Origin of the sequence: Pandoraea vervacti, from assembly GCF_000934605.2 — a bacterium.
GTDB lineage: Bacteria > Pseudomonadota > Gammaproteobacteria > Burkholderiales > Burkholderiaceae > Pandoraea > Pandoraea vervacti.
Genome location: NZ_CP010897.2, coordinates 5,009,350 through 5,031,747 on the forward strand (window position 1 = coordinate 5,009,350; position 22,398 = coordinate 5,031,747).

A 22,398-nucleotide genomic window follows, 5' to 3' on the forward strand; every position below is an offset into this window, starting at 1 on the left:
CGAACGTGACGTCTTCGCGAACATCACAACCGCGCGAACGCCGAAAACAGATAAGGCGATGGGCGTGCCGCTGGTTCGCAACGGCGCTGCGGCGCACATGGCAGCACGGGTACGTGGCCTGCCGGGCGTCGACTGTAGTGGTTAGGCATGATGCCATCGATCCCCAAGGCACGCACCTTTCGTTCCGCCAAGCAGATCGTCCAACGCAGCGCACGGGATGGACCATCGAAACATGCTGAGCATTCTTATATAAGGAGAGACGTACGGCCGCCTCGTCCCGCGCCGACCCACCGCATCAAAAACCGTCGGGGAAAACCCGGCGTCATCGCACGCCACGCCCAGAAGATTTGGTGCTATATTAACAAACCAACCGGTCGGTCAATTAATGTTCGCGACAAACTGAATTGAGACGATCCGGTGCCGTTCCTGCGTCTTGCCGCGCGAGCCACAAACTTGCCCGCAGGCACAGACAGCGAATCCGCCAGCCGCATCCCGACACGGACAGATCCACAACCATGACTCATCCCCTCTTCGCCAAACACCAAGAGACTCTCGAGCGCGCCCTTCAGGCCATCGCCACGCGTGGGTACTGGAGCCCGTTCACGGAAATGCCGAGCCCGCGCGCTTATGGCGAGACGGCCGCCGCCGACGGCGAAGCCGCTTTCAAACAGTACCTGAACGCCGCGTTCCCGCTGGAGCAGCGTGGCAGCACGGGCAGCGTCGGGCAGGAAGCCTCGCCGTTTGGCTTCGCGCTGGGCACGACTTACCCCGGTTTCGAAATCGACACCCTGCTCGCCCGCGTGAGCGACGCTCACAAATCGTGGCGCGCTGCCGCGCCGGACGCCTGGGTTGGTGTCTCGCTCGAAATCCTCAAGCGTCTGAACGCCCGCAGCTTCGAGATGGCCAACGCGGTGATGCACACGACGGGACAGGCGTTCATGATGGCCTTCCAGGCCGGTGGCCCGCACGCCCAGGATCGCGGCCTCGAAGCCGTGGCCTACGCTTGGGACGAGCTGCGCCGTATCCCGGCCGATGCTTACTGGGAAAAGCCGCAAGGCAAGAACCCACCGCTTGCGATGGAAAAGCGTTACACCGTCGTGCCGCGCGGCGTGGCGCTCGTGCTCGGCTGCTGCACGTTCCCGACGTGGAACGGCTACCCGGGCCTGTTCGCCAGCCTCGCCACCGGCAACGCCGTCATCGTCAAACCGCACCCGGGCGCCATCCTGCCGCTCGCCATCACAGTGAAGATCGCCCGTGAGGTGCTCAAAGAAGCCGGTTTCGACCCGGACGTGGTCACCCTCGCCGCCACAAACCCGAACGATGGCGCCATCGTCCAGCAACTGGCCAAGCGCGGCGAAGTGCGCGTGATCGACTTCACCGGCAGCACCGCCAACGGCGACTGGCTGGAAACCAACGCCCGTCAGGCGCAGGTGTACACCGAGAAAGCCGGCGTGAACCAGATCGTGATCGACTCGACGGACGATCTGAAGGGCATGGCCCGCAACATCGGCTTCTCGCTGGCGCTGTATTCCGGCCAGATGTGCACGGCGCCGCAGAACATCTACATTCCGCGTGACGGCATTCAGACGCCGGACGGCAAGGTGTCGTTCGACGAAGTCGTCGCCGCCATCGCCGGCAGCGTTCAGAAAACGTGCAGCGATCCGGCCAAGGCCGTCGAACTGCTCGGCGCGATTCAAAACGAGGGCGTACTCGCCCGTATCGACGAGGCGCGCAAGGTCGGCCGTGTCGTGCTCGACAGCCAGACGCTCCAGCACCCGGCGTTCGCCGATGCCCGCGTGCGCACGCCGCTGATCGTCGCGCTCGACGTTGCCGACGAAGCCACATACACCCGTGAATGGTTTGGCCCGATCACGTTCGTGATCGCCGTCGATAGCGCAGCGCAAGCCTTCGCCCTGGCGGGACGGACTGCCGCCGAACACGGCGCGCTCACGTTGTCGGCATACACCACGTCCGCCGAAGGCGAAGCCCAAGCGCTCGACGCCGCCATCGAAGGTCGTGTCGCCCTGTCGCTCAATCTGACGGGCGGCGTGTTCGTCAACCAGTCGGCGGCCTATTCGGATTACCACGGCACCGGAGGTAACCCGGCCGCCAACGCCAGCCTGGCCGACGCCGCCTTCGTCGCGAATCGCTTCCGCGTCGTGCAAAGCCGTCACCACGTGCCGGCGAAGTCCGAAGCGGGCGCCGCCTGACTTACATCCGCCTGAGCCACATCTATATATAAAGAGGACGGGAAACTCCTTACGCGCATACGACGGTAAGTCACTACCATAGTCACTCACCGTCGCACGACGGTCGCCGCAGCCCGGTGCGACCGTCATGCGATCGTGATGCGATCGCTGTGCGCACCCCTCCCGCCTCAACGCCAAGACAGGAACGAGACACCATGACCGAAGCCTTCATCTGCGACGCGATTCGCACCCCTATCGGCCGTTACGGCGGCGCACTGAAGGACGTTCGCGCCGACAACCTCGGCGCGATTCCCCTCAAGGCGCTCATGGCGCGCAACCCCAACGTCGACTGGACGCTGATCGATGACGTCATCTACGGGTGCGCCAATCAGGCAGGCGAAGACAACCGTAACGTCGCCCGCATGGCATCGCTGCTCGCCGAGTTGCCCATCGACGTGCCAGGGGCAACGCTCAACCGCCTGTGCGGCTCGGGCATGGACGCCATCGGCACCGCCGCTCGCGCTATCAAGGCGGGCGAAGCGGGGCTGATGATCGCCGGCGGCGTCGAATCGATGACGCGTGCACCGTTCGTGATGGGCAAGGCCGATAGCGCATTCGCGCGCCAGGCCGCCATCTTCGATACGACCATCGGCTGGCGTTTCGTCAACCCGCTGATGAAGGCTCAATACGGTGTCGATTCGATGCCGGAGACGGCAGAGAACGTCGCCGACGACTTCAAGATCAACCGCGAAGATCAGAATCGATTTGCGCTGCGCAGCCAGGAGAAGGCCGCCCGTGCGCAGGCCGACGGCACGCTCGCGCAGGAAATCACGCCAGTGTCGATCGCCCAGAAGAAGGGCGACCCCATCGTCGTCGAGCACGACGAACACCCGCGCGCCACGAGCATGGAAGCGCTGGGCAAGCTCAAGGGCGTGGTCCGCCCGGACGGCACCGTCACCGCTGGCAATGCGTCGGGCGTGAACGACGGCTCGTGCGCCCTGCTGCTCGCCAGCGAGAGCGCGGCGAAGCTGCATGGCCTCACGCCGCGTGCGCGCGTGCTCGGCATGGCCACGGCCGGCGTCGCCCCGCGCATCATGGGCATCGGCCCGGCACCGGCAACGCTCAAGCTGCTCAAGCAATTGAACATGACACTCGATCAGTTCGATGTCATCGAGCTCAACGAAGCCTTCGCCAGTCAGGGTCTGGCGGTGTTGCGTCAACTCGGCGTGGCCGACGACGACGCCCGCGTCAACCCGAATGGCGGCGCGATTGCACTCGGTCACCCGCTGGGTGCCTCGGGCGCCCGTCTGGTCACCACCGCGATGTATCAGTTGCATCGCACGGGCGGCCGCTTCGCGCTGTGCACGATGTGCATCGGCGTGGGCCAGGGTATCGCCATCGCCATCGAACGCGTCTGACGCACATCACCTCGGAGGAAGCCCCGATGACCGCCACGGTTCAACTGACGCTGACGGACAACGTCGCGACGATCACGCTCAACCGCCCCGAGAAGCTCAACAGCTTCACGCGGCAAATGCATGCGGAACTGCGCGACGCCCTGGATGCCGCGCAAGCGCAAGGGGCACGCGCCATCGTGCTGACCGGCGCCGGACGCGGTTTCTGCGCCGGTCAGGATCTGGCGGATCTCGACTTCACGCCGGGCGCCTCGACGGATCTTGGCGCGCTGATCGACGAAAACTTCAACCCGCTCGTGCGCAAGCTGCGCGCAATGCCGCTGCCGGTGATCGCTGCCGTGAACGGCATCGCCGCCGGCGCAGGCGCCAATCTGGCGCTGGCCTGCGACATCGTGCTCGCCGGCGCATCGGTCAATTTCGTTCAGGCCTTCGTGAAGATCGGTCTGGTGCCCGATACGGGCGGTACGTGGTTCCTGCCACAACGCGTCGGCATGGCCCGCGCGATGGGGCTGGCCATGCTCGGCGACAAGCTGTCGGCCGAGCAGGCCGAGCAGTGGGGGCTGATCTGGCGTTGCGTCGACGACGCCGCGCTGCTGCCCGAAGCGCAGAAGCTCGCCGCACAATTGGCGACGCAGCCGACCAAAGCGCTCGCGACCATCAAGCACGCGCTCTACGCTTCGACGACCAACACGCTCGATCAGCAACTCGACCTTGAACGTGATGGTCAGCGCTCGCTGGGCGCGTCGTACGACTATGCCGAAGGCGTGAATGCGTTTCTGGAGAAGCGCGCGCCGAATTTTGAGGGTCGCTGAAGGACGGTAACCCCAAAGCAAAAAAGCAAAACAACGCCGCGACGCACCGCCAACGCCAACGCCAAAAACCACGCGCCGCGCGAGAGACCGACGACATAACTAGACAAGAGACACCGAGGAGCCCCCAATGAGCCAGACTTCCACCGCTGCCAGCGCCGCCGGCACCCCGAAGGCCGTCAGCGACATGACGCCGGACGAACTCGCGCATGCCACGGGCGTGGCCATGTACAGCACGGACCGTGCGAGCCAATGGCTTGGCATGGAGTTGCAGGAAGTGCGTCCCGGTTATGCGCGCATGACGATGCGCATTCGCGACGAGTTCCTCAACGGTCATGCCATCTGTCACGGCGGTCTGATGTTCACCCTGGCGGATTCCACGTTTGCGTTCGCCTGCAACAGCTACAACGTGGTGACGGTCGCGGCCGGTTGCAGCATCGAATTCCTGAAGCCGGTCTCGGGGGGCGACACACTCACTGCCGAGGCGCAGGAGCAGGTGCTCTCCGGCCGTCATGGCATCTACGACATTCGTTTGACGAACAGCGCGGGGGAAGTCGTGGCGATGTTCCGCGGCAAATCCGCACAGATCAAGGGCAACGTCGTCTGACGCGCCCCGGCAACACGCGCGACCGGGCATGGCCGCGCGAGACAGAAGCGTAACAAGCGTTAGAAGCAAGTCCCAAGGAGACAGTCATGACCACCGCCTTGCCGCTCGAGCCGATCGAGAAAGCGAGCCTCGACGAACTGCGCGCCCTTCAGCTCGACCGTCTGAAGACGACGCTGCGGCATGCCTATGAGAACTCGCCGGTGTATCGCCGCAAGTTTGAGGAGGCCGGCGTCCACCCGGACGATCTGAGCTCGCTGGCCGATCTGGCCAAATTCCCGTTCACGACGAAGAAGGATCTGCGCGACAGCTATCCGTTCGGTATGTTCGCGGTCCCGATGGAACAGGTCTCGCGCGTGCATGCGTCTTCGGGCACAACGGGCAAGCCGACGGTCGTGGGTTACACGGCGAACGACATCAGCACGTGGGCCGATCTGGTCGCGCGTTCGATCCGCGCTTCCGGCGCACGTCGCGGCGACAAGGTGCATATCAGCTACGGCTATGGCCTGTTTACCGGCGGTCTGGGCGCACATTATGGCGCCGAGCGTGCAGGCCTGACCGTGATTCCGTTTGGCGGCGGTCAGACCGAGAAGCAGGTGCAGCTGATTCAGGACTTCAAGCCGGACATCATCATGGTCACGCCGAGCTATATGCTCGCGATTGCCGACGAACTCGAGCGTCAGGGCATCGTGGCCGCCGAGTCGTCGCTGCGCATCGGCATTTTCGGCGCGGAGCCATGGACGAACGACATGCGCACGGCCATCGAGAAGCGCATGGGCATCGACGCCGTCGACATTTACGGTCTGTCGGAAGTGATGGGCCCGGGCGTCGCGTGCGAATGCGCCGAGACGAAGGACGGTCCGACCATCTGGGAAGATCACTTCTATCCCGAAATCATCGACCCGGAAACCGGCGAAGTGCTGCCCGACGGCGAGTTCGGCGAACTGGTCTTCACCTCGCTCACGAAAGAAGCGCTGCCGATCATTCGCTACCGCACCCGTGACCTGACACGTCTGCTGCCGGGTACGGCGCGCACCATGCGTCGCATGGAGAAGATCACCGGGCGTTCCGACGACATGATGATCATTCGCGGCGTGAACGTTTTCCCGTCGCAAATCGAGGAATTGCTGCTGCGTCAGCCGGTGCTCTCGCCGCACTACCAGATCATTCTGGACAAGGAAGGCCCGATGGACACGATGGCCGTGGATGTCGAGGCCGCTGTCGGTTGCGACGACGCCACCGCCCTGCAAGCGGCGGGCAGCGAACTCAAGCGCGACATCAAGACGCTCATCGGCGTGTCGTGCGCGGTGCGCGTGAAGCCGGTCGGCGGCATCGAGCGCTCGGTCGGCAAGGCGCGTCGCGTGGTGGACAAGCGTCCGCGCTGAGCCGTCGCGACAGCACAGGCCGGAAGTCACGTCCGCATGAAAAAGCCCGCGAGTTCGCGGGCTTTTTCTTTGGGATCGCCCCGTCGACCGGACGGAATGGCCAACTTTACTGGTTCGGCAGAAACACCCACATCCTGCCGCTCTGTCGCATGCGGCCGGCCAGGTCGCCTGCATCGTCGCCGAGTCCCCAGAAGAAGTCGGCGCGCACACCGCCTTTGATGGCGCTGCCCGTGTCCTGCGCGAACATCAGGCGATTGATCGGCAAATTGGCCTGCGGGCCGAACGGCGGGCGCGTCGTCGACAGGAACACCGGGCTGCCCAGCGGGATCGAGGCAGGGTCAACGGCAATGGAGCGCTCCGCCGTGAGCGGCACACCCAGTGCGCCGATCGGCCCTTCGATACCGCCCACGCCATGATTCGGCATCTCGCGGAAGAAGACGAAGCGCGGGTTCACATCGAGCAACGCGTCCACACGCGACGGATTGGCGCGGGCCCACGCACGAATGCCCTGCATCGTCGCCTGGGCCGCCGTGATTTCGCCTCGGTCGATCAACCATCGGCCGATCGACTTGTACGGCTGGTCGTTGTTGCCGGCGTAGCCCACGCGCATGACCGTCCCGTCATCGAGCAGGATCTGCCCCGAGCCCTGCACTTGCAGGAAAAATGCCTCGATCGGGTCGTCCACATAGACCAGCTCATTGCCGCGCAACATGCCGCTGCGCATCAACTCGGCGCGTGCGGGCAGCGAACCCGCCTTGCGCCCGGCGGGCCACTTGTAGAGCGGGGTCTGATAGGCACCGCCGCGCACACGCGAGCCGTGCAGCAGCGGTTCGTAGTAGCCCGTGATCAGGCCGGTCTGCGTGCCGTCGGCGTTCGCGATCCGGAACGGCGTAAAGTATTGTTCGAAGAACTGACGAACGGCGGCGGCGTCGAGATCGTCGAGTTGCTCGGACGCCCGACAGGCCGGCTGCCATTTCGTCTGGCGCCCCAGCTTCACGCAGGTCTGCGCAAGCGCGAGACGTGCGCCGATGAGCGAATCGTCCTGCCAGCCATCGACGTCGCCCCACGTCACGGCCTGCATGCGTCCCGCGCCGGAAGGCGGCGTTGCCACATTCGACGGCGGCACGCCTGGACGTGACGGGGTCGACGGAGGCACACTCGAACAACCATAGAGCAAGACGGCAAACGCGGCGAGCGCCAGGCCCCGGCCGACGCGCCACCGCCCGAACACATTCAGGAAAAGCGTCATGAGTAATCTGTTCGATGAGTATCCGGCGTTGCTGGTGTTGCCGGAGGTGTTGCTGGCAATCGTGATCGTTGCCGCCATCGTGGTTTTGCGGCGCAAGCCGCCGCCCGGACGCCGGGTTCGCCGCATGCGCGCGACGCGGCCCATGCCGAGCGATACCGTGGATCCCATTGGTCCCCTCGGTTCCAGCGGTCCGGCCGATCCGCACAATCCTGATGCGGCGGACGATCCGCTCAAACGCGAGGACTGGTCCGACGACCGTCGCTGACGCCCACTCGTTGCGCGCATGCCCGCTTCAGTGCAACGTGCGCGGCATGGTGAGCGCGAATTCGGCGATGGGCGCCTCGAAGCGCGTGCCGTCCTCGGCCACACAGAAGTACTCGCCGCGCATAGTGCCCACGGGCGTGGCCACCATCGCCCAGCTCGTGTACTCGAACTGCTCGCCCGGCTGGAGGAACGGCTGATGGCCGACTACGCCCAGGCCATTCACTTCCTGCACCTTATTGTCGCCATCGGTGATCACCCAGTGGCGCGAAATCAACTGCGCCGGCACTTCGCCGCTATTGCGGATGGTGATCGTGTAGGCGAAAGCAAACTGCCGCCGGTCCGGTTCCGATTGTTCCGGGAGGTATTGCGGGCGCACGGTGACGGTAAATTCGTACTGGCTCATCGGGTGTTCCTGTAGCGCATGCGTGCTCTCTGATGTCGTTCTGGTCTATGTGGTCGATGTCGTCGGTATCGTCTAAGCCCCATGTGTCTTGCAGGACGACGATCGGTTCATGCATCGTGACAGGCGCAAATCGCAAGCGCTGTCCCGTTTTGCAAGGCATTCTGCGGCAAGTCGTCGCGGGTCGCAACCGGCAAACGCCCCGGAAACCTCCCTGAAACGTCGCGTCGGCGTCTGCCCCGCGCCGCGCGAGCGGCGCCCTGGCCCCAGCGCGCGGCAAGGCTTCCCAACCGGTTAATCCGACACACTGCGGGCAAGCGTCATGTGAAAGCTTTAAAATAGCGCTTTTGACGCTTTCCCCCTGCCCCGCCATGACGCAATTCTGTATCGCCCCCAGCATCCTGTCCGCCGACTTTGCCCGGCTGGGCGAAGAAGTCCGTAACGTCGTGGCGGCAGGCGCCGACTGGATTCACTTCGACGTGATGGACAACCATTACGTTCCCAATCTGACGATCGGCCCGATGGTCTGCGAAGCGATCCGTCCCCACGTGGACGTGCCCATCGACGTGCACCTGATGGTGCGCCCGGTCGATCGCATCGTGCCCGACTTCGCTAAGGCGGGCGCCAACCTGATTACGTTCCACCCGGAAGCGTCGGAACACGTGGACCGCACGCTGGGCCTGATTCGCGACAACGGCTGCAAGGCCGGCCTCGTCTTCAACCCGGGCACCCCGCTGCATTACCTCGATCACGTGATGGACCGTCTGGACATGGTGCTCATCATGTCGGTCAACCCGGGCTTCGGCGGCCAGTCGTTCATTCCGGAAGCGCTCAACAAGCTGCGCGCGGTACGCGCACGCATCGATGCCTATACGGCCGAGACCGGCCGCGAGATCCGTCTCGAAATCGACGGCGGGGTGAAGGTCGAGAACATTGCGGAAATCGCCGCCGCCGGCGCCGACACCTTCGTGGCCGGCTCGGCGATCTTCGGCAAACCCGACTACAAGGCGGTAATCGACCAGATGCGCGCCCAGCTCGCGAGCGTCGCATGATCCAGAATCCGCACCTTCATCTCGACGGCATCCGCGCGGTGCTGATCGACCTCGACGGCACGCTGGTCGACACCGCAGGCGACTTCGGGGTCGCGCTCAACGCCATGCTGGCCGACCTCGGCGCCCAGCCGGTGCCGGTCGAGCGCCTGATGACGTTCGTGGGCAAGGGCACCGCCAATCTGGTGCGCAAGACGCTTGCCGAACGCTTCCCGGCCACCGACATCGACACGCTGTTCGAGCGAGCGCAGGCGAAGTACGAGGCCGTCTACACGGCGATCAACGGCGAAAACACGGTGCTGTACCCGGAAGTGCGCGAAGGCCTCGCCGCCTTGCGTGAAGCCGGTCTGCCGGTGGCGTGCATCACTAACAAGCAACATCGCTTTGCGCTCGCGCTGCTCGAACACTACGGCCTGTCGGATCAGTTCGATCTGGTGTACGGCGGCGACTCGTGGCCCCAGCGCAAACCGGACCCGATGCCGCTCATCAAAGCCTGCGAAGCGTTCGGCGTCTCGCCGGCGCAAACGGTGCTCGTCGGCGACTCCGGCAACGACGCCCAGGCGGCCCGCGCGGCAGGCTGCCGCTCGCTCACGGTGCCGTATGGCTACAACCATGGCGAATCTATACAAACGATCGACACGGATGGTATAGTCGCCTCAATTCTGGGCGCTGCCCGGGCGATTCTGCCCGCCGCAACGCCCACACTGGCGAGCTGAATTCGCCGTCTTCCACACTGCATTCAAGCGCATGTTCCTGAACAAGAAACGGAGTCTTAGCGTGATCGACCGGGGGGCCTGGCCCTGGCGACGCTGGTCCTGCTGAACCCTTCCAAGGGGTGGCCGGGACCGTCGGAGTTCGTCTCCGGCAACCCGTTTCTTGCATCGTTGTTGTTCCCAAGAAGTCATTGATCGGCGCGTCGTCTTCACCGTTTCGAACGGTTCGCATGGCGCGCGGATTCGTTCAGACGCATTGCGACGTTCGCATGGCTGGCATCGCCGGTGCGTGCGCACTCGCAGCGCCTCGACGTGGGTCAGCACACCTGCCTCCCCGACACGACTCAGGTATTCTCAACGCTAATCCACGCCGAATCCGCGGGACCGCCCGCCGGCAACAAACTTGCAGGCAGAGTGCAACATGACCGAACTCGAATTTAAATCGCTGGCCAACCAGGGCTTCAACCGCATTCCGCTGATCGCCGAAGCCTTTGCCGATCTCGACACACCGCTCTCGCTCTATCTGAAGCTGGCGCTGGGCGACCGCCGCGGGGCCAACACCTTCTTGCTGGAATCCGTGGTCGGGGGCGAGCGCTTCGGCCGGTATTCGTTCATCGGCCTCTCGGCCCACACGTTGTTGCGAAGCTTCGGCCCCAAAACCGAAGTTGTGCGCGACGGTACGGTCGTGGAAACGCATGAAGGCGATCCGCTCGAATTCATCACCCAGTTCCAGGCCCGCTTCAAAGTGGCGCTGCGCCCGGGCATGCCGCGCTTTTGCGGCGGGCTGGCCGGCTACTTCGGCTACGACGCCGTGCGCTACATCGAGAAGAAACTCGCGCACAGCACGCCGCGCGACGATCTGAATCTGCCGGACATCCAATTGCTGCTCACGGAAGAACTTGCCGTGATCGACAACCTGACCGGCAAGCTGTACCTCATCATTTACGCCGACCCGACCCAGCCCGAGGCGTACTCGAAGGCACGTCTGCGTCTGCGCGAACTGCGCGCTCGCCTCAAGGCCCCGGTCGACGCACCGGTCACCTCGGGCAGCGTTCGCACCGAGACCTTCCGCGAATTCGCCAAGCCGGACTATCTGGCGGCCGTCGCCAAGGCCAAGGAAGCCATTGCCGCCGGTGAACTGATGCAGGTGCAGGTCGGCCAGCGTCTCATCAAGCCGTATCGCGACGCCCCGCTCTCGCTGTATCGCGCGCTGCGCTCGCTCAATCCGTCGCCGTACATGTACTTCTACAACTTCGGCGACTTCCAGGTGGTTGGCGCATCGCCGGAAATTCTGGTGCGTCAGGAGCGTCGCCAGACGCCGGACGGCGAGCAGGAAATCGTGACGATTCGTCCGCTGGCAGGCACACGCCCGCGTGGCGCCACGCCCGAACGCGACGCCGAGCTGGCCAGGGAGTTGCTTGGTGATCCGAAGGAAATCGCCGAGCATGTCATGCTCATCGATCTGGCACGTAACGACGTGGGCCGCATTGCGCAGACGGGCACGGTCGAAGTGACCGACAAGATGATCATCGAAAAGTACTCGCACGTGCAGCACATCGTGAGTTCGGTGGAAGGCCGTCTGCAACCCGGCCTGTCGAACATCGACGTGCTGCGCGCCACATTCCCGGCGGGCACGCTCACCGGCGCCCCGAAGGTTCGTGCAATGGAGCTGATCGACGAACTCGAACCGGTCAAACGTGGTCTGTACGGCGGCGCCGTGGGTTATCTGTCGTTCGGCGGCGAAATGGACGTGGCGATCGCCATTCGCACCGGCGTCATCAAGGACGGCAATCTGTATGTGCAGGCCGCCGCCGGCATCGTTGCCGACTCGGTCCCCGAGTCCGAATGGCAAGAGACGGAAAACAAGGCCCGCGCGGTACTGCGTGCTGCCGAGCAGGTTCAGGACGGACTCGACGCCGAGTACTGACCGACCGGGCGAGGGCTCGCCCGAGCGCATCGCCGTTCGGCTGCACCAACGTGAAGCACGCTGCCGTTTAAAGCGCAGCGCACTCACATATATTGCATGCGAGTGACAAGATCCCCCGAAGGCCTCGAATCGATGCATGAGTCGATTCGAGGCCTTTGTTGATTTAGCACAACCGTTCGCTTTTTTCGTCTCCTCCGGTATACGCCGATTGACGTCACCCGGGATATAGTTAGGTGTCCGTCGGGAGGTCGAAGCTTCTATGGCGAAACCATGCAATCCACGTATGCGTCGCGGCGTCGCACGTTTTCATGCGGCCTCCCTGGCGTCAGTCCGGTCCATCACGGCCGCGGCGATTACTGTCGCGACTTCCGTCGTGCTGGGTGGCTGCATTTCGATGGCGCCCACTTACGAGCGCCCTGCGGCCCCGGTAGCCGATGTATGGACGGCGGATGTCAGCACTGCGCCCGCCACCGCCGCCGCACAGCCGGCGTCCGCACTCGACTGGCGCGAGTACTTCGCCGATCCGCAGCTTCGCAGCCTCATCGAAACCGCGCTCGCCAACAACCGTGACTTGCGCGTGGCGCTTGCGCGTGTCGAACAGGCCCGCGCCGTGTACGGCATTCAACGGGCCGACCTCTTCCCGTCGGCGGGCCTTGGCGCGAGCGGCACGCGTCAGCGTCTGCCCGGCGACCTGAGCCTCACCGGCAATCCGTACATCAGCAGCCAATATCAGGTCGGGCTGGGATTATCGACGTGGGAGCTCGACTTCTGGGGTCGCATTCGCAACCTGAAGGACGCCGCGCTCGACGATTATCTGGCGTCGGATGCGTCTCGCCGGGCCCTGCAACTGAGTCTGATTTCGCAAGTGGCGCAAACATGGCTCAGTCTTCGCGAGTACGACGAACGCATCGCCCTGGCGCAACAGACCGTCGACAGCCGCGCCGAGTCGCTGCGCATCTTTACGCGGCGCGAGCAGGTCGGCTCGACCTCGAAACTCGATCTCACCGAAGTCACCACGCTGTGGCAGCAGGCGCGCGCGCTCGTCACCCAGCTTGAGCAGCAACGCGCCGCCCAGGCGCATGCGCTGCAGGTGCTCGTGGGCATTCCCATCGATACCTCGCCGCAGGCGCTCGACCGGATGGCGGACGACGCCAGCCTCATGCGCGACCTCGAGCCCGGTCTGCCTTCGTCGCTGCTTGAAGACCGCCCCGACATCATCGCCGCGGAGTATCAGCTGCGCGCCGCTCATGCCAATATCGGCGCGGCGCGCGCCGCATTCTTTCCTCAGATCACGCTGACCGGCTCCGTAGGCACTGCGAGCAGCGCGCTCGATGGTCTGTTCAAGGCCGGCAGTGCCGCATGGGCCTTCACCCCGAGCATCAATCTTCCGATCTTCCAGGGCGGGCGCCTCGTCAACAACCTCGATCTGGCCGAGGCGCGTCGCGTCGAGTCCGTCGCAAATTACGAGAAGACGATTCAGGGCGCATTCCGCGACGTGGCAGATGCGTTGAGCGCGCGCCGCTGGCTGGCCGATCAGGTCACGATCCTGCAGGCCACGCAGGACGCGCAGGCCGAGCGCGCACGCCTGGCGAAACTGCGCTACGACCACGGCGCGGCCGCCTTCCTCGAAGTGCTCGACGCGCAACGCGACCTGCTCGCCATCGAACAACAAACGGTCCAGACACGTCGCGCACTGCTGTCCGCGCGCGTCTCGCTCTACACGGCGCTCGGCGGCGGCAGTCGGCTCATGCCTGCGGCCGACACGCCTGCCGGCCCCTTTGCACGCACGCCCCGCGTCGTGGCGCCCACACCGCCAACGCAGGCAGTGCCGCCACCGCCGCCAACGTCGACAGTGCCGCCGGTCGCTCCCGGGTCGGCCGCCGCGACTTCCGCGCCGGGCACAGCGAACACCGCACAGACCGTCCGATAAATTCAAGAGGTCAAAACAATGACGCTTCCCAACGCCAAGAAACTGGTTCCAGCGCTGATCGTGCTCGTCGTGATCGGACTGGGTTGGTTCGGATGGAAGACCTACAGCCACACCGGCCCGGGTGAGGGCTTTGCCAGCGGCAATGGCCGCATCGAAGCGACCGAAGTCGACGTGGCGACGAAAATGGCCGGACGTGTCGAAGCCATCTACGTGCGCGAAGGCGACTTCGTAAAGGCCGGGCAGGTGCTCGCCAAGATGCAGATCGACACGCTCAACGCCCAGCGCGACGAAGCGCGAGCGCAGTACCAGCAAGCCGTGACGAACGTGGCTGCCATTCAGGCGCAAGCCGCCGCACGCTTGTCGGACAAGGCGACGGCAGAAGCCAATGTTGCCGCACGTGAAGCCGAACTCGACGCCGCGCAACGCCGACTCTCGCGCTCCGAAACGCTCTCGAAGGAAGGCGCTTCGTCGGTGCAGGAACTGGACGACGACCGCGCACGCGTGCGCAGCACCCGCGCCGCCGTCACCGCCGCGAAGGCGCAGGTCTCAGCGGCCCAGTCCGCCGTCGAGGCCGCCAACGCGCAGGTCACCGGGTCGAAATCGACGGTCGAAGCCGCACAGGCCACCATCACCCGAATCGAGGCCGACATTGCCGACAGCGAACTCAAGGCGCCGCGCGACGGCCGCGTGCAGTACCGGGTGGCGCAACCCGGTGAAGTGCTCGGCGCCGGCGGCAAGGTCCTCAACCTCGTCGATCTGTCCGACGTGTACATGACCTTCTTCCTGCCCGAAGCCGTGGCAGGCCGCCTTGCCATGGGCGCCGAAGCGCGCATCGTGCTCGACGCCGCACCGCAGTTCGTCATTCCCGCCAGCATCTCGTTCGTCTCCAGCACTGCGCAATTCACCCCGAAGACCGTGGAGACGGAGAGCGAGCGTCAGAAACTCATGTTCCGTGTGCGCGCGCAGATCGCCCCCGAACTGCTGCAACAGCATCTGAAACTTGTGAAGACGGGCCTGCCCGGTGTCGCGTGGGTGAAGACCGACAGCAAGGTCGAATGGCCGGCGCAGTTGCAGACCAAACTGCCGCAATGAGCCGCGCGCCATGACGGACTGGTCCCTCCCACCCACGCCGCCCGGCCCGGCATCACCGCCGGGGCATGGCGTGCCCCCCGTGGTGCACGTGGTGGACGTCACCCTGAAATACGGCAGCAAGACCGTCGCGCTCGACAACGTCTCCATCGATATCCCCGCCAATTGCATGGTCGGCATGATCGGCCCGGACGGCGTCGGCAAGTCGACATTGCTCTCGCTGATCGCCGGGGCGCGCGCCGTGCAGACGGGCACGGTCGAGGCGCTGGGCGGCGACATGGCGAGCAAGGCGCACCGCGATCTCGTCTGCCCGCGAATCGCCTACATGCCGCAGGGGCTGGGCAAGAACCTCTATCCGACGCTCTCGGTCGAGGAAAACCTGCAATTTTTCGCGCGCCTTTTCGGCCACGACGCTGCCGAACGCCGTCGCCGTATCGATGACCTCACCCGCAGCACCGGCCTGCATCCGTTTCTCGAACGGCCCGCCGGCAAGCTCTCCGGCGGCATGAAGCAAAAGCTCGGCCTGTGTTGCGCGCTGATCCACGATCCCGATCTGCTGATTCTCGATGAGCCGACCACCGGCGTGGACCCGCTTGCGCGCGCCCAATTCTGGGATCTGATCGGCCGAATCCGTCGCGAGCGTCCGACGATGAGCGTGATCGTCGCCACGGCATACATGGACGAGGCGCAGGGCTTCGACTGGCTCGTCGCCATGGACGCGGGCAAGGTGCTCGCCACCGGCACGCCGGCCGAACTGCTCGCCCGCACGAAGCGCGAGACCCTGGAAGCGGCGTTCATCGACCTGCTCCCGGAAGAGAAGAAGCGCGGGTACGAGCCGGTCGTGATTCCGCCGCTGCACATCGACGAACACACTGAGATCGCCATCGAGGCAAAAGGTCTGACAATGCGCTTCGGCGATTTCGTCGCCGTCGATCACGTGGACTTCCGCATTCGTCGCGGGGAAATCTTCGGCTTCCTGGGCTCCAACGGCTGTGGCAAGTCGACCACGATGAAGATGCTCACCGGCCTGCTTCAGGCCAGCGACGGACAAGCGTGGCTGTTCGGGCACGAAGTCGACCCGAAGGACATCGATACGCGACGCCGCGTGGGCTACATGTCGCAGGCGTTCTCGCTCTACACCGAACTCACGGTGCACCAGAACCTCGTGCTGCACGCGCGCCTGTTCCACGTGCCCGAAGCGGACGTCGAAACGCGTGTTGCCGAGATGGTACAGCGCTTCGATCTGGCGGACGTCGTCGACGCGTTGCCCGACAGCATTCCGCTCGGCATGCGCCAGCGTCTGTCGCTCGCGGTAGCGATGGTGCACAAGCCCGAGCTGCTCATCCTCGACGAACCGACCTCCGGCGTGGACCCCGTGGCGCGCGACAACTTCTGGCGCTTGCTGGTCGAACTGTCGCGCCGCGACCATGTGACGATCTTCATCTCGACCCACTTCATGAACGAGGCCGAGCGCTGCGATCGCATCTCGCTCATGCATGCGGGCAAGGTGCTCATCTCCGATCCGCCCGCGAAGATCACGAAAGACAAAGGGGCCGACACGCTCGAACAGGCGTTCATCGAATATCTCGTGGAGGCGGGCGGCGGCACCCCGGAAGCCCCCCGGACCCCGACGTCCGACGCGGCCCCCTCACCAGAGCCGGCGGCACACGCCAAGCAAAAGGGCTTCTCACTGGGCCGCATGATCAGCTACCTCTGGCGCGAAACGCTGGAACTCCAGCGCGACCCCGTACGCGCCACGCTTGCGCTCGTCGGCTCACTGGTCCTGATGCTCGTGATGGGCTACGGCATCAGCATGGACGTGGAGGACCTGCGCTACGCCGTGCTCGACCGGGACCAGACCACACTGAGTCAGAACTACGCACTCAATATCGCGGGCTCGCGCTATTTCATCGAACAACCGCCCCTCACCGATTACGACGACATGGACCGCCGTCTGCGCAACGGCGAACTGTCGCTCGCCATCGAGATCCCGCCAGGGTTCGCACGCGATGTCTCGCGCGGCAAGGCCGTACAGATCGGCGCATGGATCGACGGCGCGATGCCCATGCGCGCGGAAACGGTGCAGGGCTATGTGCAGGGCATGCATCAGAACTGGCTCGCCGATCAGTCGTTGCGGCGGCTCGGCGTGAGTCCGACATCGTCGCTCGACATCGAGACACGGTTTCGCTACAACCCCGACGTGAAGAGCCTGCCCGCCATGGTGCCCGCGGTGATTCCGCTGCTCTTGCTGATGCTGCCCGCCATGCTCACGGCCCTGTCCGTCGTGCGCGAGAAGGAATTGGGCTCGATTCTGAATCTGTACGTCACGCCTGTGACGCGCACCGAATTCCTCATCGGCAAACAGATTCCGTACGTCGCGCTCGCCATGCTCAACTTCCTGCTCATGACGCTCATCGCGGTGACGCTGTTCGGCGTTCCCATCAAGGGAAGCTTCCTCACGCTCATTACCGCCGTCTTCATTTTCAACGTGGTCGCCACGGGCATCGGCCTGCTCGCGTCCACCTTTACCCGCAGTCAGATCGCGGCCTTATTCTTCACGATGATCGGCACGATGATTCCGGCGATCCAGTTCTCCGGCATGATCACACCGGTGCCGTCGATGGAAGGGTCGGGCCGATTCATCGGCGAAATCTATCCGGCGACCTACATGCTGATCATCAGCCGGGGGGTGTTCAACAAGGCGCTCGGTTTCGGCGACCTCGGCAACGCCTTCTGGCCGATGCTCGTTGCCGTGCCCATCATTCTGGGCGCCACGATCCTGCTGCTCAAGAAACAGGACAAGTGATGGCCAGCCCGAGCACACCCCAAGCCTCCCCCGAGCCAACGCCGGCCACGCCGGGCGCGCGCGTCGCGCCGCCGCGACGCGGGCACCCGTGGCTGCGCCATATCGCGAACATCTACCGGCTCGGGGTGAAGGAGTTGTGGAGCCTCGTGCGCGACCCGATGATGCTGGTGCTCATCATCTACACGTTCACGGCCTCGGTGTATTCATCGGCGACCGCGCAGCCCGACACCCTGCATCTGGCGCCCATCGCCATCGTCGACGAAGACGCCTCGCCGTTGTCGCAGCGCATCGTGTCCGCCTTCTATCCCCCACAGTTCACCATGCCGCAGATGATCACAGCGGACGCCGTCGACCGGGGCATGGACGCGGGCCAGTACACGTTTGCGCTGAACATTCCGCCGAACTTCCAGCGCGACGTACTGGCCGGGCGCGCCGCCGAGGTTCAGCTCAATGTCGACGCCACGCGCATGAGTCAGGCGTTCTCGGGCAGCGGTTACGTGCAGCAGATCGTGTCCTCGGAAGTGCGCGAGTTTCTCCAGCGATACCGCTCGACGCCTGAACTGCCGGTCGATCTCGCGTTGCGCGTTCGCTTCAATCCGACGCTGGAGCGCGCCTGGTTCGGCGCGCTCATGCAGATCATCAACAACATCACGATGCTGTCGATCATCCTCACCGGCGCCGCGCTCATTCGTGAGCGCGAGCACGGCACCATCGAGCATTTGCTCGTCATGCCGGTGACACCGACGGAGATCATGCTGGCGAAGGTGTGGTCGATGGGGCTGGTGGTGCTCATCGCGGCGGCCATGTCGTTGTGGCTGATCGTGAGCGGCGCCCTGCACGTGCCCATCGGCGGCTCGGTGGCGTTGTTCCTGCTGGGGGCCACGCTGCATCTGTTCGCGACCACGTCGATGGGTATCTTTCTCGCCACGCTCGCGCGCTCGATGCCGCAGTTCGGCATGTTGCTGATTCTGGTGCTGTTGCCGCTGCAAATGCTCTCGGGCGGGAACACCCCGCGCGAGAGCATGCCGAAGATTGTGCAGGACGTCATGCTCGCCGCGCCCACGACGCACTTCGTCGAACTCGGGCAGGCGATTCTGTTCCGCGGCGCCGGGATCGGCGTCGTGTGGGTGCAGTGCCTGGCGCTCGTGGTCATTGGCGCCGTGTTCTTCACCATCTCGCTGCGGCGCTTTCGCCGCACGCTCAGTTCGATGGCGTAACGCGCGCAGCCCGACAGCCTCCCTGTTGCCCGCCGCCGCGACGTTCGCCAATCCTGTCATGCCGGATTTGTGAGGTCATTGCCATGCCTGCCAAGTCGTCTGCTGCACTGGAGCGCCGCACCTCCCGTCACGCTTCGCGTCGCACCGCCGCGGCACCTTCCGCCAGTGCTTCTACCAGTACTTCCGCCGGTACGTCTGCCGACACTTCCGCCATCGCAGGCAGCGACGCCCCCTGGCTGGCGACCAACCCGTGGATGGCGAACCTGCCATGGATGGCCGCCGCCGCCGAATACGCGGTCGATGCCTGGCAACGCAGCGTGCTGTTTGCCGACGTGATGCGTCAGCGCGGCAACCAGTATCAGGCGCACCTGGCCGAGTCGGCGCCGAACGTGCTGGACTTCGCCTCGGAAGTGATTCTCGATGCGCACACGCTGCCGCGCCCATGCAACTACTGCCTGATGCGCATCGTCCCCCCGAAGGACACGCCCACACTACCCAATGCTCGCCCATTCGTCGTGGTCGACCCACGTGCGGGCCACGGCCCGGGCATCGGCGGCTTCAAGCCCGACAGCGAAATCGGCGCGGCGTTGCGCGCCGGACATCCGTGCTACTTCGTGGGCTTCCTGCCCGACCCGGTGCCGGGTCAGACCGTGGAAGACGTGATGCGCGCCGAAGCCGCCTTTCTGGAAAAGGTCATTTCGCTGCATCCGGAGAGCGCCGGCAAGCCGGCCGTGATCGGCAACTGTCAGGCCGGATGGCAAGTGCTGATGACCGCAGCGATGCGCCCGGAACTGTTCGGCCCGATCATCGTGGCAGGCGCGCCGGTGTCGTACTGGGCCGGCTGGCGCGGGCGCAACCCGATGCGGTATTCGGGCGGTCTGCTCGGCGGCAGCTGGCTCACCGCGCTCACGAGCGATCTCGGCGATGGGCGCTTCGACGGCGCATGGCTCGTGGAGAACTTCGAGAATCTCGATCCGGCGAACACGCTATGGCGCAAGAAGTATCACCTGTACGCGAACGTCGACACGGAAGCGCCGCGCTATCTCGGCTTCGAGAAGTACTGGGGCGGCCACGTCTTTCTGAACGCGCAGGAGATGCAGTACATCGTCGACAACCTGTTCGTCGGCAACCGGCTCACCAGCGCCGAGTTGATTACGAGCGACGGCATACGTCTCGACTTGCGCAACATCCGCTCGCCCATCGTGGTGTTCTGCTCGTACGGCGACAACATCACGCCGCCGCCGCAGGCGCTCGGGTTCGTGACCGACATGTATCGCGACGACGAGGAAGTGCTGAGCCACGATCAGACCATCGTGTACGCCACGCACGACAGCATCGGACACCTGGGTATCTTCGTGTCGAGCAGCACCGGCCGCAAGGAGCATCGCAAGTTCGTCAACAACATCGATCTGATCGACGTGCTGCCCGCCGGGATCTATCAGGCGCAGATCGCCGACAAAACGGACGACACGCTGCATGGCGAACTGGCCGAAGGCGACTATGTGATGTCGATTCAGCGTCGCAGCGTGGAGGATGTGCGCGCCATCGTGCAGCCCGACCCGCAGAGCGATCGACGATTTGCCGCGGTCGCGCATCTGTCGGACATCCATCTGGGCCTGTACCGTAGTCTCGTGCAGCCGTGGGTGCGGGCGATGGTGACTCCGACCTCCGCCTACTGGATGCGGTTGCTGCATCCGCTGCGCGTGAGCTACGAACTTTGGTCCGATCGCAATCCGTTCGCCGTGCCGTTTGCCGAAAAGGCCGGGCGTGTGCGCGACACCCGGCGCCCGGTGTCCCCCGACAATCCGTTTCTCGCGCTGGAGACGGCGATATCGAGCGCCATCGAACAGTCGTTGAACCTCTATCGGGACGTGCGCGACGATGGCTATGAGAAGACGTTCGAATGGATCTACGGCCAGCCGTGGGTGCAGGCGCTGGCGGGGTTGCATGGCAGCGACGGCGCCGCCGTGCGCGTGCATCCCGGCACGTCGCCCGAGCATGTGGCTTTCGTCAAGGAGGCGCTGGCATTGCGCCGTCACGAGGTGCGCGAGGGGGGCGTGCTCGAAGCCGGGATTCGCGCGCTGCTCTGGGTGCATCGTCTGCACGGGGAAGCGGATGAGCGGCAGTTCAACCTTGCGCGATCGTTGCCGCGCGGGGACACCGAGATTTCCATCGAGCACTTTCGCGAGATCATCCGCCGTCAGGCCGGGCTGCTGCGCATGGCCCCGAACGCAGCGATGGCGGCGATTCCGGGCATGCTGGCGAAGGCTTCCCCCGAACACATTCGCCTGGTGGCCAACGCCGTGAGGGACCTGAGTTTCGCCGTGCCGCTCGAAGACGGCGAGCGAAACGATCTGGAACGCGTACTTGAGGTATTCGAGCGCGCGGCGCAACAGCGAGACACCAAAGTCGGCGGCAATGCGAAGCCTCGCGCGGCGCGCAAGCCAAAGGCGAGCGCAAGCGTCAGGTCGGCAACGCCCGCGACGGCGCCGCGCAAGCGTGCGGCGGCAGCCAGGCAAGGGGCGGCAACGCCAGCGAAGGCAATGAAGACCACGAAGGCAAAGAAGGCAACCTGATCGCGGCTCGCGCGCAATCGAAGCCTCATGACAGGCTCCATCCCAACCGATAGCCCAGGCCGCGTGCGGTCTGAATCGCGTCGCCCCCGAGCTTGCGGCGCACGTTGTGGATATGAACATTCAGCACATTGCTGTTGACCCGCTCCGTCATGCCATACAGGCGCACATGAAGCATGTCGGGTGAGAGCCATCGGCCCCGGCTGCTGGCAAGATATGCGAGCAAATCGATCTCACGGCGCGAGAGTTCGACAGGTTCGCCGTCGAGCCAGGCCAGGCCGCTTGCCGGGTCGAGCCGCAGCGGACCGGCCTGGATGATCTGTGCGGCGCGCCCCTGCGCACGACGCACCAACGCGTGTAATCGTGCCGCCAGTTCGCGCAGATCGAAGGGTTTGACCATATAGTCGTCGGCACCGGCATTCAGCCCCGCAACGCGATGCTCGATGCCGTCGCGCGCAGTCAGAATGAGCACCGGCACGTCCGGCTCGACGCCGCGCACGCTGGCGATCACATCGAGACCGTCGTCATCGGGCAGGCCGAGATCGAGCACCACCGCATCGAACGTGTTCTCGGCATGCGCCGCAATCGCCGCTTCGCCACAGGCACTGGCTTCGACGTGAATTCCCAAAGTCGAGAGCCCCGCAACGATGCCGCTCGCCACCAGACGATCGTCCTCTACCAGCAGTACTCGCATTGAATCACGCCTCTCTCAAGCCTCATCCGGCACCCCAACATGTTACGTATAACGCGCGTGCGCGAAATGCAGCGCGTCGCACACT

17 protein-coding genes are annotated in these 22,398 nt (G+C 64.8%); 14 read left to right on the forward strand and 3 right to left on the reverse strand.

Translation table 11 applies throughout. From position 1 onward, the window contains the following. Window positions 1-515 precede the first annotated feature (515 nt). The 5 genes from paaN to paaK all read left to right on the forward strand — a co-directional run bounded on the left by paaN (window position 516) and on the right by paaK (window position 6,402). Window positions 516-2,210, forward strand: a complete 1,695-nt coding sequence (gene paaN / locus UC34_RS21855; protein ID WP_044457180.1) for a phenylacetic acid degradation protein PaaN — start codon at window positions 516-518, stop codon at window positions 2,208-2,210. Between the two features lie 194 nt (window positions 2,211-2,404). Continuing rightward, window positions 2,405-3,607 (forward strand): 3-oxoadipyl-CoA thiolase, encoded by a 1,203-nt coding sequence (pcaF, locus tag UC34_RS21860; RefSeq protein ID WP_044457181.1) that lies wholly within the window; start codon window positions 2,405-2,407, stop codon window positions 3,605-3,607. A 26-nt stretch (window positions 3,608-3,633) separates the two neighbouring features. Continuing rightward, complete coding sequence (paaG, locus tag UC34_RS21865) at window positions 3,634-4,416, forward strand: 2-(1,2-epoxy-1,2-dihydrophenyl)acetyl-CoA isomerase PaaG (protein ID WP_044457182.1); 783 nt, start codon at window positions 3,634-3,636, stop codon at window positions 4,414-4,416. A gap of 184 nt (window positions 4,417-4,600) precedes the next feature. Continuing rightward, window positions 4,601-5,020: a hydroxyphenylacetyl-CoA thioesterase PaaI gene (paaI, locus tag UC34_RS21870; RefSeq protein WP_044458541.1), complete on the forward strand. Its 420-nt coding sequence runs from the start codon at window positions 4,601-4,603 to the stop codon at window positions 5,018-5,020. 86 nt (window positions 5,021-5,106) lie between these two features. Then, window positions 5,107-6,402, forward strand: a complete 1,296-nt coding sequence (gene paaK, locus UC34_RS21875) for a phenylacetate--CoA ligase PaaK (RefSeq protein WP_044457183.1) — start codon at window positions 5,107-5,109, stop codon at window positions 6,400-6,402. Between the two features lie 106 nt (window positions 6,403-6,508). Here the strand turns inward: paaK and mltA are convergent, their stop codons facing one another. After that, window positions 6,509-7,729, reverse strand: a complete 1,221-nt coding sequence (gene mltA / locus UC34_RS21880) for a murein transglycosylase A (protein WP_237165358.1) — start codon at window positions 7,727-7,729, stop codon at window positions 6,509-6,511. Here mltA and UC34_RS25220 point away from each other — a divergent pair. After that, a complete protein-coding gene (locus UC34_RS25220; RefSeq protein ID WP_044457185.1) occupies window positions 7,650-7,916 on the forward strand; it encodes a hypothetical protein in 267 nt (88 codons plus the stop codon). The genes mltA and UC34_RS25220 overlap by 80 nt on opposite strands. A gap of 27 nt (window positions 7,917-7,943) precedes the next feature. On the opposite strand, the gene apaG is transcribed toward UC34_RS25220, so the two are convergent. Further along, window positions 7,944-8,318 carry a Co2+/Mg2+ efflux protein ApaG gene (gene apaG, locus UC34_RS21885; protein WP_039393382.1) on the reverse strand — a complete coding sequence of 125 codons (375 nt, stop codon included), beginning with the start codon at window positions 8,316-8,318 and terminating at the stop codon, window positions 7,944-7,946. Window positions 8,319-8,686: 368 nt separating this feature from the next. On the opposite strand from apaG, the gene rpe reads away from it, so the two are divergent. The 8 genes from rpe (at window position 8,687) to UC34_RS21925 (ending at window position 21,622) form a co-directional block, all read left to right on the forward strand. Then, complete coding sequence (gene rpe, locus UC34_RS21890) at window positions 8,687-9,367, forward strand: ribulose-phosphate 3-epimerase (protein ID WP_044457186.1); 681 nt, start codon at window positions 8,687-8,689, stop codon at window positions 9,365-9,367. Further along, window positions 9,364-10,080 (forward strand): phosphoglycolate phosphatase, encoded by a 717-nt coding sequence (locus UC34_RS21895; protein ID WP_044457187.1) that lies wholly within the window; start codon window positions 9,364-9,366, stop codon window positions 10,078-10,080. The genes rpe and UC34_RS21895 overlap by 4 nt, the downstream gene beginning before the upstream one ends. A 418-nt stretch (window positions 10,081-10,498) precedes the next feature. Then, window positions 10,499-12,004: an anthranilate synthase component I gene (gene trpE, locus UC34_RS21900; protein WP_044457188.1), complete on the forward strand. Its 1,506-nt coding sequence runs from the start codon at window positions 10,499-10,501 to the stop codon at window positions 12,002-12,004. A gap of 283 nt (window positions 12,005-12,287) precedes the next feature. Next, window positions 12,288-13,934: an efflux transporter outer membrane subunit gene (locus tag UC34_RS21905; RefSeq protein ID WP_052811179.1), complete on the forward strand. Its 1,647-nt coding sequence runs from the start codon at window positions 12,288-12,290 to the stop codon at window positions 13,932-13,934. Between the two features lie 18 nt (window positions 13,935-13,952). Then, entirely contained in the window at window positions 13,953-15,026 is a 1,074-nt protein-coding gene (locus tag UC34_RS21910) for an HlyD family secretion protein (RefSeq protein ID WP_044457189.1), read from the forward strand. Between the two features lie 10 nt (window positions 15,027-15,036). Next, a complete protein-coding gene (gene rbbA / locus UC34_RS21915) occupies window positions 15,037-17,829 on the forward strand; it encodes a ribosome-associated ATPase/putative transporter RbbA (RefSeq protein ID WP_084070886.1) in 2,793 nt (930 codons plus the stop codon). Window positions 17,830-17,921: 92 nt separating this feature from the next. After that, complete coding sequence (locus tag UC34_RS21920) at window positions 17,922-19,046, forward strand: ABC transporter permease (RefSeq protein WP_044458544.1); 1,125 nt, start codon at window positions 17,922-17,924, stop codon at window positions 19,044-19,046. Between the two features lie 254 nt (window positions 19,047-19,300). After that, entirely contained in the window at window positions 19,301-21,622 is a 2,322-nt protein-coding gene (locus UC34_RS21925) for a DUF3141 domain-containing protein (RefSeq protein ID WP_052811180.1), read from the forward strand. A 25-nt stretch (window positions 21,623-21,647) separates the two neighbouring features. On the opposite strand, the gene UC34_RS21930 is transcribed toward UC34_RS21925, so the two are convergent. Beyond that, window positions 21,648-22,313 (reverse strand): response regulator, encoded by a 666-nt coding sequence (locus UC34_RS21930; protein ID WP_044457190.1) that lies wholly within the window; start codon window positions 22,311-22,313, stop codon window positions 21,648-21,650. Window positions 22,314-22,398: the final 85 nt, after the last annotated feature.

Excerpts from the sequence above, each read along its gene's own strand:
- paaN (WP_044457180.1), top strand. The coding sequence starts at position 516 with ATGACTCATCCCCTCTTCGCCAAACACCAAGAGACTCTCGAGCGCGCC.
- pcaF (WP_044457181.1), top strand. The coding sequence starts at position 2,405 with ATGACCGAAGCCTTCATCTGCGACGCGATTCGCACCCCTATCGGCCGT.
- paaG (WP_044457182.1), top strand. The coding sequence starts at position 3,634 with ATGACCGCCACGGTTCAACTGACGCTGACGGACAACGTCGCGACGATC.
- paaI (WP_044458541.1), top strand. The coding sequence starts at position 4,601 with ATGACGCCGGACGAACTCGCGCATGCCACGGGCGTGGCCATGTACAGC.
- paaK (WP_044457183.1), top strand. The coding sequence starts at position 5,107 with ATGACCACCGCCTTGCCGCTCGAGCCGATCGAGAAAGCGAGCCTCGAC.
- UC34_RS25220 (WP_044457185.1), top strand. The coding sequence starts at position 7,650 with ATGAGTAATCTGTTCGATGAGTATCCGGCGTTGCTGGTGTTGCCGGAG.
- mltA (WP_237165358.1), bottom strand. The coding sequence starts at position 7,729 with ATGGCGGCAACGATCACGATTGCCAGCAACACCTCCGGCAACACCAGC.
- apaG (WP_039393382.1), bottom strand. The coding sequence starts at position 8,318 with ATGAGCCAGTACGAATTTACCGTCACCGTGCGCCCGCAATACCTCCCG.
- rpe (WP_044457186.1), top strand. The coding sequence starts at position 8,687 with ATGACGCAATTCTGTATCGCCCCCAGCATCCTGTCCGCCGACTTTGCC.
- UC34_RS21895 (WP_044457187.1), top strand. The coding sequence starts at position 9,364 with ATGATCCAGAATCCGCACCTTCATCTCGACGGCATCCGCGCGGTGCTG.
- trpE (WP_044457188.1), top strand. The coding sequence starts at position 10,499 with ATGACCGAACTCGAATTTAAATCGCTGGCCAACCAGGGCTTCAACCGC.
- UC34_RS21905 (WP_052811179.1), top strand. The coding sequence starts at position 12,288 with ATGCGTCGCGGCGTCGCACGTTTTCATGCGGCCTCCCTGGCGTCAGTC.
- UC34_RS21910 (WP_044457189.1), top strand. The coding sequence starts at position 13,953 with ATGACGCTTCCCAACGCCAAGAAACTGGTTCCAGCGCTGATCGTGCTC.
- rbbA (WP_084070886.1), top strand. The coding sequence starts at position 15,037 with ATGACGGACTGGTCCCTCCCACCCACGCCGCCCGGCCCGGCATCACCG.
- UC34_RS21925 (WP_052811180.1), top strand. The coding sequence starts at position 19,301 with ATGGCGAACCTGCCATGGATGGCCGCCGCCGCCGAATACGCGGTCGAT.
- UC34_RS21930 (WP_044457190.1), bottom strand. The coding sequence starts at position 22,313 with ATGCGAGTACTGCTGGTAGAGGACGATCGTCTGGTGGCGAGCGGCATC.